11 protein-coding genes are annotated in these 13790 nt (G+C 38.3%); 6 read left to right on the top strand and 5 right to left on the bottom strand.

All coding sequences use genetic code 11. The annotated features are described in order from the left end of the window. Positions 1 to 84: 84 nt before the first annotated feature. The 3 genes from Q0058_RS11310 (at position 85) to Q0058_RS11320 (ending at position 2967) form a co-directional block, all read left to right on the top strand. A complete protein-coding gene (locus Q0058_RS11310; RefSeq protein WP_298223986.1) occupies positions 85 to 387 on the top strand; it encodes an STAS domain-containing protein in 303 nt (100 codons plus the stop codon). Positions 388 to 483: 96 nt separating this feature from the next. Continuing rightward, positions 484 to 1686: an oligosaccharide flippase family protein gene (locus tag Q0058_RS11315; RefSeq protein ID WP_298223988.1), complete on the top strand. Its 1203-nt coding sequence runs from the start codon at positions 484 to 486 to the stop codon at positions 1684 to 1686. Between the two features lie 78 nt (positions 1687 to 1764). Further along, entirely contained in the window at positions 1765 to 2967 is a 1203-nt protein-coding gene (locus Q0058_RS11320) for a glycosyltransferase (protein WP_298223991.1), read from the top strand. Here Q0058_RS11320 and Q0058_RS11325 read toward each other — a convergent pair. The 3 genes from Q0058_RS11325 to Q0058_RS11335 are packed head-to-tail and all read right to left on the bottom strand — an operon-like array spanning position 2950 to position 8811. Then, on the bottom strand, positions 2950 to 4503 hold the full coding sequence (locus Q0058_RS11325; RefSeq protein ID WP_298223993.1) for a glycoside hydrolase family 2 TIM barrel-domain containing protein: 1554 nt from the start codon (positions 4501 to 4503) through the stop codon (positions 2950 to 2952). The two genes, Q0058_RS11320 and Q0058_RS11325, sit on opposite strands and share 18 nt — an antisense overlap. Next, on the bottom strand, positions 4490 to 5722 hold the full coding sequence (locus tag Q0058_RS11330; RefSeq protein ID WP_298223995.1) for a hypothetical protein: 1233 nt from the start codon (positions 5720 to 5722) through the stop codon (positions 4490 to 4492). Before Q0058_RS11330 ends, Q0058_RS11325 begins: the two co-directional genes overlap by 14 nt. Next, complete coding sequence (locus Q0058_RS11335) at positions 5722 to 8811, bottom strand: hypothetical protein (RefSeq protein ID WP_298223997.1); 3090 nt, start codon at positions 8809 to 8811, stop codon at positions 5722 to 5724. Before Q0058_RS11335 ends, Q0058_RS11330 begins: the two co-directional genes overlap by 1 nt. A gap of 182 nt (positions 8812 to 8993) precedes the next feature. Between Q0058_RS11335 and Q0058_RS11340 the strand changes: the two genes are divergently transcribed. After that, a complete protein-coding gene (locus Q0058_RS11340) occupies positions 8994 to 10178 on the top strand; it encodes a glycosyltransferase (RefSeq protein ID WP_298223999.1) in 1185 nt (394 codons plus the stop codon). 190 nt (positions 10179 to 10368) lie between these two features. Here the strand turns inward: Q0058_RS11340 and Q0058_RS11345 are convergent, their stop codons facing one another. Together Q0058_RS11345 and Q0058_RS11350 are read right to left on the bottom strand one after the other, a co-directional pair. Beyond that, complete coding sequence (locus tag Q0058_RS11345; protein WP_298224001.1) at positions 10369 to 10770, bottom strand: response regulator; 402 nt, start codon at positions 10768 to 10770, stop codon at positions 10369 to 10371. A 101-nt stretch (positions 10771 to 10871) separates the two neighbouring features. Continuing rightward, entirely contained in the window at positions 10872 to 12140 is a 1269-nt protein-coding gene (locus Q0058_RS11350; protein WP_366869732.1) for an MFS transporter, read from the bottom strand. Positions 12141 to 12440: 300 nt separating this feature from the next. Here Q0058_RS11350 and Q0058_RS11355 point away from each other — a divergent pair, with 300 nt between their 5' ends. Both Q0058_RS11355 and Q0058_RS11360 read left to right on the top strand, forming a co-directional pair. Next, the gene (locus Q0058_RS11355; RefSeq protein ID WP_298224004.1) at positions 12441 to 13016 is read left to right on the top strand and encodes a pentapeptide repeat-containing protein; all 576 of its coding nucleotides are present in this window, start codon (positions 12441 to 12443) and stop codon (positions 13014 to 13016) included. 194 nt (positions 13017 to 13210) lie between these two features. Then, entirely contained in the window at positions 13211 to 13789 is a 579-nt protein-coding gene (locus Q0058_RS11360) for an NUMOD4 domain-containing protein (RefSeq protein ID WP_298224006.1), read from the top strand. Position 13790 lies beyond the last annotated feature (1 nt).

Here is a 13790-nt window from a genome sequence, read left to right on the forward strand (position 1 = left end):
CGAATAATATCGAGGTCTCGTGGCCAAACGCTGGATATTTGCATCAGAAATAACAAATAATATAAACTTTTTAAATCAAATATCATGGCTTTACAAATCACAAACAATGCAGGAATTTTCGAAATCAATGGCGACTTAAATTCGCAAAATGTACTTTCATTAAACAATCATTTCGAAGCTTTACTTGAGCGTTCCAAAATGATTACACTTTCTTTAAATAAATTAGTCGACATCGATACCTCGGCGGTTTCAGCGATTGCTTCATTATACAAAAAAGCAATGTCAAGCAATAAAATCTTCTATATCATCGGACAGGAAAACCAAAAAATCAGCGATCGGTTTCAAACAGAGAAACTAAGTTACATTTTACGTAGAGACGTACTTTAATTTTAATTGTCCTAACGCTTCTAATTCAACAATATGAGAACAATAAACGTCAGTCGCTTTTTAAATCATAAGCCGTTCAGTGAAGAAAAAATCTTCATGCTCACAATGCTTGTGGTCAATGCCGGTAACTACTTTTACAACCTGTTACTGGGAAGGATTTTAGGTCCGGCTGCCTTTTCAGATGCCGCCATATTGATTACTTTTTTATTGGTGCTTTCGTTTTTAGGCATGACTTTTCAAATCGTAACTTCAAAATACGCGGTGTTACTCGAAGAAAAAGCATTGACAGTTTTCATAAAAAAAATAACCCGATCAGGCATCAATCTTGGCGTTGTGATTGGGGCTGTAATCGTAGCATTGAATGAGCAATTGCAAGTTTTGTTTCATACGCAAACTGCCATGATGTTCTTTATTTTCGGATTCGGCATTCCGCTTTACTTTCTGATCAGCATCAATCGAGGATTGTATCAAGGGAAAAACAGTTTGCACAAGATGGCAATCACCTATCAAACAGAAATGATCAGTCGTCTGGTGATTACGATTCTGACTGTATTGTTCTTACCTGAAATTCCTACTTCAATTGCTGTAGCTGCAGGAATTCTGATTTCTTTTGTCTTTGGCTTGTTTCCTTTTCAAAAGCGGTTGGTGCAAAGTGCTGCGCGAATTCCAAACGAATCCATTCCTACGAAAAGCATCTTGACCTTTTTTGCCCTCACCGCATTTTATGAATGCACCCAAATTATCATCAACAACAGCGATATTCTTTTGGTAAAACATTATTTCTCGAACGATGAAGCCGGTTTGTATTCCTCTTTAGCCTTAATCGGACGTGTGGTCTATTTTGTGGCCTGGATGTTCGTGATGTTGTTGTTGCCCAAAGTAATCCAGCTTCAAAAAGATGGAAAAAACACGCAACCCATTTTGTTGCAGTATGTAGGCTATATTGTGCTTTTGTCTACAGGAATTGTGGCAGGAAGTTATCTATTTCCGGAAACCGTGGTTGATGTGATGTTTGGTTCAAAATACCTTTCGATTGCGCCGTTATTATGGCAATATGCACTAGCGACTTCGATTTTTGCCATTGCTAATATTTTTGCATATTATTTCCTGTCGATTGGAAAATACGTTCCGGTTTTGGTTTCTGCTATTTTAGGATTGACGCAAATCGGGCTCATCATCGGGTTCCATAAAAGTCTGGAACAAGTCGTACAAATGCAGATTCTTGCCATGGTTGTGCTCTTAATTTTCCAATTGAGTTACTTCTTTTATCACAGTAAAAAGAACGTTCGTCTAAACTAAATTTCCATTCGTCGAATAGTTCGAAAATCCTTTGGAAACCATTCGATATTTGCACTATAAATTTAAAACATCGTAAAAATGAAAATAGCAGTTGTAACAGCTTTCCCGCCAAGTAAAGTAACCTTAAACGAATATGGTTATCATTTAGTAAAGAATTTTGTTCAAAAACAAGAAGTAACCGAATTGGTTTTGATCACTGATAAAACAGCAGCACCAAAACAGTTGGATTTTGATCAAAGTGAAAAAGTAACGGTAAATGAATGCTGGGAATTCAATAGTTATGCAAACATCTTTACCATTATCAAAGCCATTTTGAAAGAGAAACCAGACGCGGTTTTATTCAATTTGCAGTTTGTAAAATTCGGCGATAAAAAAATTCCAGCAGCGTTAGGTTTGATGATACCCATGATTTTGAAAATGCTAGGAAGCAATACAATCGTTCTGTTGCACAATATTTTAGAGCAAGTGGATTTGGAAAGCGCTGGTTTTACCAAGAATAAATGGGTAGAAAAAATCTATAATTTCATTGGAACCAATCTCACGAGATGTTTGTTGCAATCCGATAAAGTGGCGGTAACCATCAGCAAATATGTCGATATATTAAGTGCTAAATATAAAGCAGAAAATGTAGTTTTAATTCCGCACGGTTCGTTTGAAACTCCGGAAACTCCCAATTATGATTTGCCCAACGGACCGAAGAAAGTCATGGCTTTTGGTAAATTCGGAACCTATAAAAAGGTTGAAATTCTAATTGAAGCCGTCGAAGAAATCAGGAAAAACAACAACGAACCTATCGAAGTGGTCATCGCAGGAACCGACAGTCCGAATACGCCTGGTTATTTGCAATCGGTCAAAGAAAAATATGCGCATGTTTCAGGAATAACATTCACAGGCTATGTAGAAGAAAATCAAGTGGCAACCCTGTTCAACGAAAGCGCAGTAGTCGTTTTTCCATACACCTCTACAACAGGAAGTTCAGGTGTTCTACACCAAGCCGGAAGTTACGGAAAAGCCGTCGTGATGCCAGATTTAGGCGATTTGAGTTTGTTAGTGAAAGAAGAAGGTTATCAAGGTGAGTTTTTCAATCCTGAAAGTGCTAATTCTTTGGCGAAAGCAATTGCTACGATTTTAGAAGACGATTCCTACCGACGTCGTATCGCTCAAACCAATTATAAAGCGGCTTGTGCCCTATCGATGGATAAAATTGTCGGCATGTATTTGGATCGTTTTGACGAAATTGAAATCAGTAAACTCTCCAAATTATTAGTTCGAAATGTATGAAAAGGATGGTTTCTTCTTTCCTTCTGAATTGAGGAAACCAAATCGTTTCTGCTTGTTTTTTTGCCAAGGCCATTTTCCAGCAACTTGATCTGGAATACTCGGAAAATCATACAACGTCCACGACACAAATGCAAGGTTATTCTTTTTGAATAGCACTTGCATTTTTTGATGGTAAGCAGCTTGGTCTTCTTCAGTATTTCCAACCCAATTCCATAGGCCTTTGTAGGACGGAAGTCCAAATTCTTGAATGACTACTGGTTTCCCAACGGCTTTCTCCAAAGTGCTTTGTTCGTGTTCAAAGTTTTCAATCGGATGGTAAAAATGGTACGAAACAAAATCCACTTGGTCTTTTAAATGTACTGCTGCAGTCGAATTCGACCAACCAATCGTAGTCAAATGATTGGGATCGTTTTTCTTGATAACAGGAAGCAGATGATCCAACCAAGAGAGCACATTCTGTTGATTTCGGTTTTCAAAATCGAGGTTGGGTTCGTTTTTCATATCCCAAGCTAAAATGGCTTTGTGGTTTTTAAATGCGGATACGATTTTCTCAGCATGGCGGTGCGTTAAGGTCCAATTTTCGATGGTATAATCACTATAAAAATCAAACAAAGTAACGATAACGTAAAGATTTTTAGATGCTGATAAATCTAAAAGCTGTTTTAATTTATCTAATTTTTCAGGCTTCACATCGGCTTGTCCAAAATCATCGTATTGTATAAAAATCCGAATCGTATTGAGCTTGGCGTTTTTAATAATATCAAAATCGCGCGCAATCGTATCCGTATTAAACCGCTCCCCAAAAGTATCCCAAGCGGAATTTTTTGGATAGTAATTGATGCCTTTGATGACAAATTCTTCGTTGTCTTTGAGGATCTTTTTACCACTGACTTTAAATACGGGTTGCGAAACAATGGTATCCAATGGCAAAATATCCTTCTTCATTTTTTGGATGTGTCGCACGCGCCAAAAACCATCTTCCAATAACATCATTACTTTATAAGTCGCTGTGTCCTGAATCGTGGTGATTTCCTTTTTGGCCTGAAATACCTTTTGAAATTCGACTACATTTTTATCGGTAAAAACCACCAATTGCCCATCAGCACTGTAGAATTCTAATTTCGGATGATGCTCTAAAGTGGTGCTTTCAATGGTGATTTTCTTTTTAGAATTATCGGCAATCGTGCGGTATAAATTGATGCGGGCATTTTGGGTGTAATAATCTTCAATACCTGCTTTCTTGTTGTTTTCCAATGCTTTGTTTTTGACAAACCATGAAAAAAGGTAATGCTTCTCAATGGTTTTCAAAGTGTTCGGTTCCATCACGCGACCCGGATTGTCAAGACTTTCCCAAATTACTTTCGGCAAATAGGTGTTGACGGTTTCTTTATCCAAATGCAACATGGAAGTTCTATCGGCTCCGGAATTCAAATAATCGAGTACCGTACTAATGCCAAAAAGCACCATCAAATTGACTGCAATAAAAGAAGCAATCAAGACTGTTCGGATAGTAGTTCTATTGTTAATTAATGTCATAATGTTTGGGTTCCGTGGTTTGGGTTACGCCTAAAGTGCTTATTTCAAAGCGATACTCTTTTTCTTTATAAAAATCAGAAGACAATTTAAAAGTCGCATTTCCTTTGCTGCTTTCTTCGTGTAATGTGTTTACTAGTTTAGTACCGTGAAAGACTTTCACAGTAACTCGAATGCCATCGGGCACCAACTGATTCATGAAACTTTTTAAAGGACCAACGACCAGCGTCCTATTTTTATTCGAAAACGAATAACCAAACGATTGCATCATGGGTTTGTAAGCAAGTATGATGGCGTTACTCTCGGCGATTCCGGTCACATAACCTTTGACGTTATAAGTTTCGGCATGATCCGGGTGCAGCAGTTGCGCATTCGCAATACCATTTATGGTGGTGCCAAAGGTTTTGAGTAGCATTTTTGTTTGGGTCGTGATGATAAAAGTAACGAGCGTGCCATCGCTGACTATATTTCCGAAAGGATCTTTAATCATTGATGTGGTAAAAGTGGTGATTTGATTCCCATCTGCAAAATCGTGGTTTCGACTGTAATTTATGCTGAAATTGGTGGCAATATTCGGATAGACTTCGGTTTCAATTTCTTTAGAAGAAATGGAATTGCATTCCGTTGAAACCAGTAATTTCCCGGATTTACTTTCCGAAAAGATGTTTTTCCATGCGATGAAATTCTTCGTGCTTTCCGGAGTTTCTGTAATCGAATTAAGAAATTGATGCTTGATGATAGCCTTGCTGTTGTCTGCAAGCGGATTGTCAAAACCATCTGTAGGAACCGTAACCATCATAGTAAACTCTTTACCTCCGGCCAGAATACTTCTGGGTCCAAGATAATTTTCAATTTGTGTTTTCGTTTGTGAATTGGGTGCTATCTCAAAGGTTCCTGAATTTGTTTTTTTTGAGCCGTTGATTAAAAACCAAGAAACAACGCCCGTTTTTTGGCAATAATTCACCGGGATTTTAAAGCTATACTTTCCGTTTTCCATTGTTGCATCTACCAACGTTTTTCCGTAGGAATGAATCAGGAATAATGCTGGTTTTTCCGTTTTTGACTGTGAGGAGAATTCAAGTTGTATCGGTCCTCCAGCTTGAAAAGCATTCGTTTTAGTAACCAATTCAAATGCTACTTTTTCATCTGAAACCAAAGCAGTTCCGAAAGCTAAAAAAAGCAAAGCACTTAACAATCCTAATATGTAAAGCATTTTCTTCATTAGCGTGGATTTCCGATATAATTGTTGAGTTCGATTTTGATGTAGTCGAACCCATTACCTTTTACTTTTTGTAGTTGCTCCCATTCTTCATTAGCCTTTCTGTTCGGAACAACGGCTTTTGATATCGAGGCATTGTCCAATCCGTTCACAAAGCAATTTTTTAAAGAAGATTTCAGTATGGAAATGCCATTCAAATGCAACAAATCGTATTGAAAATAATGCTTGCGCTGCACGCGAACGCCTTCGTGCATAAACGCATGATCGACATACACCAGTTCTTTTTGGGCGTTATAATACGAAACGAGTAGTTCCGGAATGGTAGCTTCCTGAATGCCGAAATTAAATAAGGTGCCTTGCACTTGCTGGTTTGCAATCGTCAAATCGGAAAGTGCTACCGACGTATACAAATCGGTTATTGCGACGTTACCTGCGGCTTGAATGTCGAAAGTTACAGGAGTTCCTTTGATGTTAAGTGGCGTAAATTCGTTCGGATTGAAAGTCGTGGGTTTTACATCTGTATTTTTGAGCCAGGCAATGTCTTCAAAATTGACCCTAAAACTGGTAATTTCTTTGGGCATCAGTTTGTGTTTGATGACATATTTCGCATTGTGCGAGGCGAGTTGCTTGTCGTTTTTATCGTATAAACTGGCTTTCAACGTGACATCAGCAGGAACATTATCCACATTTTGAAGCGTGCCGATGATGATGTATTCTTTGTTACTTTTAATAAGCTTTGCAGACAAAATTTCTAAAACCGGTTGTTTCAAAACGTCATCGTGATAGGTTTGTTGCGTGGAGATGGCTCTTCTGCCGTGTTTGTAAAATTCGGTGGTGTTGCTTGAAACAAATTGATCGGGCGGAATCGCAACATCCAATTTGTTGGGAATTAAAAACCATTTTCCTTTGATTTTAATGACTTCATGAATGTAATCTCTGTTGATGATTTCAAGCGGAGTAATCCATTTGGTGTGCGCTACAATTTTAGCTTTGTTATCAGATTGGTTGACGACTTTCATTTCAATGGCATCCAACTTTGCGTAGGAATTGAGGATACCATCTTGAACGGAAGTTTCCAACAAGAACTGGGATAGCGGATAACTTTTATCGGGCACAACCAATGAGTAGGCTTTTTCAAATTCTTTAAAATCGATAGCATCATAATAGGACTTTACGACATTCTTCGGGCTGATTTGCGTGGCATTGCTGAGATACAATTGATAAACAAAAACACCAATAATCACAATTAAGACGAGCGACCATCCGTGCAATATCGAAATCAATTGGTTGGAAAATTTTTTATATGGAATCGTAAAATGAAAGAAATCAGGCGTGGCCAGGACTTTCAATTTTAGCGATTGGTACAACAGCATTTGAATATTCAATACAAAAGCGATGATCACGGTCAAAAGTGGAATGATGCCCCACATCAGTTTTTGATACACCGGAACATCTTCATACGGAAGTATCTTTGATAAGGGCGGCACATTGAGTTTTTCCCAAACCATGATCCCGTTCTCGAGTTGCGACAATCGGTGCCAGCCGCAGAAATACAATATGGGATCGTAGAATTTATCATTAGAGAAAATGTACTTCAAATTGTATTTTTCTGGAACGGTCAGAAACTGTTGTAATGAACCGATGCCTTCAAGACCTCGAAATTTAGAATTTTCCAAACGTTCTACCGCGCGTGAAGTCAATTCCGGAAGTCGACGTGCCGAATGATAATTTCCATCTACCGTTAGGGCTTTTGTTTGCAAGGATAAGGTAGCCATTTGATCGCCAAACCCTAAAGGCAAATAGCGCCACTGATCGTGCTGGTCTTGGTTGAGGAAATTGACAATCGGCAACGTGTTGATTTTTTGGGGTTGAAAAGGCCTGAAATACCCCAAAGTAATCGTGAATACCGCCATGCCTAAAAAGCTTGCCGCCAATAATCCGCCGAGAATGCGATGGTATACGGAACCAAAGCGAACTTGAATGGCTTCGCGCAAATCGCCTTCTACAAAGCGATAGACCAATTCGCCAAACAACGGCAAACTCATAATCGATGCCCATAATGTAAAACGGTCGAGCGTTAGAATATTAAATGCATTTTTGCCTAATAATAGTAGCGGAATTGGTGTGGTGCCACCGGTTCCTAACACCGTTAGTAAAGTCAGCGAAAAGCCGAAAAACAAATAGCGCTTGCTATAATAACGATAAAACAAATAAGGAAGAAAGAACAACAAAATACCCCACGGAATCAGAAAGAACATCAATCCGGAAGACGTAACCTGAAGAAAACTATCGCGACTGCCATGCGGAATCGGAACTTGCGTGATCGGATTGTTTTTAGAATTGATCCAATACGGAAGAATGCAAAAAATCAGAAGGAAAACAGAAGTACCACCAAAAAGAACAATTCTTTTGAATAAAGTCAAAAACGATTGGAAGAATATCTTAAAAGTCACTTCCTGATAACCCGACACTTTCTCACGGGAAACATCCATAATCACCATGCCGATTAATGGAAAAATAAAGAAGACCATTCCGAAAAGTGGCGTAACATGATGCGAGCAAACAGTAACTGCCATCAACGAAATCGCTGTAAAAAAATATTTGTATCGGCCGGTTTTAATCCAAAGGTAAATTTCGGGTAAGGCATGCATCAAAACGGATATTCCAATAATACTTGGTAATTGACCGAAGATGTGAAGTGTCTCCACGAAAGAAGATGAGAAAACGGCTACTATAGCGGTATACCCTGCGACGGTTCTATTTCCTGTGAGCAATAAAGCAAATCGAAATACACCAGTTATGAATAGGATAACGCCCAATAAAGCAACGGTAAACAATCCGAATTTTAACCCCCCAAGCAGCGAAAGCAAGGCAATGCATTGATGCACCAAAGGCGGGTAACCCATTACTGTGAAGCCGGTATACCAACTGTAATTCCAAGGTTCGAACCAACTATGCGCATAGTGATTCGCAAAAAACAAATGAATTAAAGCGTCGTAAGTGTTTTCTAAAGTAAAGAAAATAGCGCTACCGTGAAATACGATTCCAATAAGAAGGGCGACGATAAGGTATTTATTCGACTTTTCTTTCACAGCATAAGGCTTCTATGATTATTGATGTAAATATAGGAATAAAGACTTTATCGGTGAGTTTTTAGTATCTACACAAAGGTTCCATTCATCGCAACAAAAGCTACCATTGGTCTAAAATCTCCAATTCGGCCTTGGTTGTCGTTCTATATTTGCCATGAAATTAATCACAAAAAATAAACATCATGAAAATTTTAATAGTTGACGACCAAGAATTAGTATTGCTTTCTTTGAACAAATGTTTAACCGATTTGGGGTATGAAGTTTTAAGCTCCAACAATGTTTTCGATGCCATAAAAAAATACGATCAATTCGAACCTAACTTGGTTATTGCGGATATCAATATGCCCGTGTTGGAAATTGAAACGCAAAAAAACGACACGACCAATATCAATGAAAAAGCTTCAGGTTTAGAAATTGTGAAGTACATTAAGAAAATCAAAAAGCATGCAACGCCAGTCATGATTTTGTCCGGGAATAATGAAGAAGAAATTATTGTCAAAGGATTCGAATTGGGCGCTGCGGACTATATGAAAAAACCATTGAGTTTAAATGAAATCGGCGCTAGAGTGAGAAGATTAATTGGTGCTGAAAATGTCATCTCTTTAGTCGATATTAATAAAAACAGAAACATCCAAAGTACTTGTACAGGCGTTGTCATTCCTTGTTACAATGAAGAAACCCGATTGTCTAGCGACGAGTTTAAGGCGTTTGTTCACCAAAATCTTAGCTATCATTTGTGCTTTGTGAATGACGGAAGCAAAGACAACACTTTAGGCGTTTTAGAAGAGCTACGTAAAGGGAATGAAGATCGAATCAGTATTTACGATTGCGAGAAAAATGGCGGAAAAGCAGAAGCGGTTCGTTTGGGAATGCTGCATTTGGCGCAACAAAACCAATTTGATTATATTGGATTTTTGGATGCTGATTTATCAACCAATTTTGATGATTTCGATGATTTGGTTAAAACCATTAGCAACTCGAATTATAAAATTGTAAGCGGTTCGCGTATCAACAGAATGGGCGCCGATATCGCTAAAGAATCAGCTCGTAAAATCATCAGCCAAGGCATCAATTTGATCATCAGAAAAACCTTGGGCATGGATTTCAAAGACACCCAATGCGGGGCCAAAATCATGACCAAAGAGATTGTGGAGAAAACGTTTCAAAAGAAATTTCTAACAAAATGGTTGTTTGATGTAGAGATTTTCATGCGCATGAAAAAAGTCTATGGCAATGAAAAAGCTAAAGCATTGATATGTGAAAAACCATTAAACCGTTGGGTACACATGGATGGCTCGAAATTATCCTTCAAAGATTCGTTTAAAATTGTAGGACAGATTGGTCAAATTGCGTTGCACTACAGATAATCGTCTCAACTAAAAAGTATAAAAATAACCTTCAGGTTTCCTTGAAGGTTTTTTTTGTTTTATGGATTTTCAAAACGGTTTTTTGATGAATGCATGCAGCCAGTTTTTCCGAGGTCACTTTTTAAACGCAACTAGCTATTAATAATTGCGTTTTTCGGTATACCTACCCGATGATGCGTGAAAAAAGGTCTTAAGCAAAAGCTTGGAAATTTTCCCAATCGATTTTGAGAATCTCTTCTAACGAAGATTTCAATTCCGTAAAGTTAACCGGTTTTCGCATCAGATAATTAGCGCCGGAACTAAAATATTTACTGCTGTTCGATTTAGGGTAAATTCCGGAAATCATCACCACAGGGATATGCTTCCATTCATCAGATTTCTTAATGATGTCAAGAATTTCATCGCCATCAAAAACCGGCATGTAAATATCCAGAAAAATGATATCGGGTAATTTCTTCTTCAGGCTTCGCAACATTTCTGTGCCATTGACGAATATGGAAACTTCATGACCTAATGATTCTGCAATTTCCTTGAAGAAATATAAATCATCCGTGTCGTCATCAAGATAAAATATGGTTTGGGGCGTTTTCATAGCATTTCTTGTTTACACACAAAACTAATAGGTTCGCTTTGAAAATAGCTTATAAGATATCGCCGCTACTTTATATAATTACACTTCAGAGGAGACAATTCTTACTCTTTATTTTTTTCCTCAAAACTAAATTCACGCAATTGAGGTGCTTTGAAAAAAGTAAAAGCAATCACGCCCAGTGTAATACATCCGCCCGTAACAACGGCTCTTACCGTGCCAAGCCAATGCGCCATAACACCACTTTCAAAATCGCCAAGTTCGTTTGAGGAACTCACAAACATCGTATTCACGGCAGAAACACGACCGCGCATTTCATCTGGAGTGACCAGCTGCAAAATCGTACTGCGGATGACCACGCTTACGGCATCAAACATTCCCGAAAATAGTAGCATGAAAAAAGAAAGGTAGAAGTTTTTTGAGATCCCAAAAATGATGATTGACACGGCAAAACCGGTCACACAGACAAATAATTTCCTTCCTGGATAAGTTTTCAAGGGCAAAAAAGCCAGCAATCCTAAAGTCAGTAATGCTCCTACTCCCGGTGCGGAACGCAGGATTCCGAAACCCATTTCATTGACATGCAGGATTTCTTTCTGATAAACCGGCAACAACGCCACCGCGCCACCAAACAATACCGAAAACATATCCAGACATTGTGCCGCTAAAAGTGTAGGTGTTTTCATGACAAACCGCAATCCTTCAGTTACGCTCTGCAAAATGGGTTCCTTGGCTTTCTTGAGTATTGGTTTAACAGTGATTTTTAATAAAGGTAAAAACATAGCCATTTGAATGATGACCACGCCAAGCAATCCGAATGGGATTCCAATCCAGGCAATCAGAAAACCCGCAGCCAACGGCCCTAAAACGGCACCCATTTGCCACGCCATACTGCTCCAGCTTGTTGCATTGGGGTAATGCTCGCGCGGGACAATCAATCCGAAAAGCGAAAACATCGACGGGCTATAAAATGCTCTGATGACACCTCCCACAAAAACAAAAAGATAAATCAGACATTGCGAAGCACCAATCGGAAGCTGCGCTTGTGTGATGGGTAAGGCAATCCCGAAAAGACAGCATCCTATGAAAATGTATCCGCTAAGGCATCGGATAACCATTTTTCGTTTTTCATTTTCATCAACGACATGGCCGGAAAAAAAAGAACAACCTATGGCTGGAATCACTTCGGCAAGCCCAACCAAACCTAAAGAAAGTTTGTCATTGGTGAGTTGATAAATCCAGAAATAAATGATCGTCGACTGCATGTTCAGGGAAAATATAATTCCTAGCCGTAACGTGAGATAAGAAAGAAATTCCCTAATTTTTAATGACGGGTTTTTATAGAAAAAACCTGTTACTTTTTCCTGCTGCATAGTGTTGACGCTTATACTGTAAAAATAGGGTTTAAATTCCAAACGTTTTGGCCTTCAAAAAATTTATTTCAAGTGCATTGTATAACATAAATTCTGAATTGTATAAGTATTACTTTGAGGCAAAACGCTAATTTTATCAGCATTAATCGCTAATATCCCAAAATTATGTTGATGCACGCACTGCTACGACGTACCGTTGGGCGTAAAAAAAAATGGAGATATGACCAAACGTTATTTGAAAATGGATTATATTGCCGCCATCGAATTTCATTTGGGATTCGAAAAAACGATGCCCGATTCATGCCCGAATATTTCCTGAACCAAGAGTACCAAAACCGAACTTACCAAAGAGAAGCAGTCAATTATAAGGAATTTGAACAATGCACTTTCCGCCATTGTGATTTCTCAAGTTGCAATTTCATCGATGTGACTTTTATCGATTGTCATTTTTATCATTGTAATTTCAACGGCGCAAAAATCAATCATGTGGCGCTGAGAACTGTTGGTTTTCATGACTGTGAGATGAAGGAAGTCAATTTTTCGATGTGCGACAAACTCATTTTTGACATTGCATTTGACGATTGTATTTTGGATTTCTCCAAGTTCTATGCCCTGAAGATTAAAGATACGGTATTCAGAAACTGTAGCCTGATTGCCGTAGATTTTATGGGCGCCGACATCACTGCTGCAGTATTTGATCATTGCGATTTATATCGTAGTGAATTCGATAAAGCGATTGCCTTGAAAACAAATTTCAAAACGAGTTACCACTATACAATCAACCCGCAAAAAACCAGAATTCAGAAAGCAATTTTTTCACTAAAAGAAGTTAAAGGATTGTTATTTCAACACGAAATTATTGTTGCTGACATCTAATTGTAAGATAATTGTTATAAATAAAAGTTTATTTGTAAAATCAGCGTTAATTTATGTACGTAAATTATTATTTTTTATATTTTTGAATGATTAATCGATTTCCCAAAAGATTATTACCTTATAAACCTGCATTCCTTATACGCCTATAGTTTGGAAAATCGGAAGAACTATTGTATTATACCTTTTAAATAACAATGATTAGAATTTACCCTAATGAAGAATTCAAGGAAGTTTTCTTGGATGTTCCTCAAAGAATGCGTTATGCCATTTCAAACAAAGGAAGAATAGCCAGTTTTACAGACCGTATTGAAGACGGAAACATCCTCAAAGGAGGTACTTCTGATGGCTATGTTACCTTACGTTACAGAGAAAAAGTTGGTGACAAAATCATCAACAGAATAAAATTTGTTTACAAACTGGTGGCTGAAAATTTCATTCCAAAAACCTCTGAAGATCAGGTGCATGTGTTGCATATGGATTTCAGCCGTGACAATGACGATGTCAACAATCTGCGCTGGGCTAATCCTGCCGAGAAATTGGCACATTACAAGAAAAGCCCGAGGGTCATCCGCGCGAAACAGAATTTACTCGAGCACAATATCAAATCTGACGGCAGAAAACTAACGGTAACGACCGTAATCCGTATTAAAAAGATGCTGCAGAATCCTAAAGGAAGAACCAGAAACAGTATGATCGCCAAACAATTCGGCATTAGTGCAACACATTTGAAACGCATTGAAACCGGCGAAAACTGGGGACACATTAAGGTTTAAG

Source organism: Flavobacterium sp. (assembly GCF_027484705.1).
Classification (GTDB): Bacteria; Bacteroidota; Bacteroidia; order Flavobacteriales; family Flavobacteriaceae; genus Flavobacterium.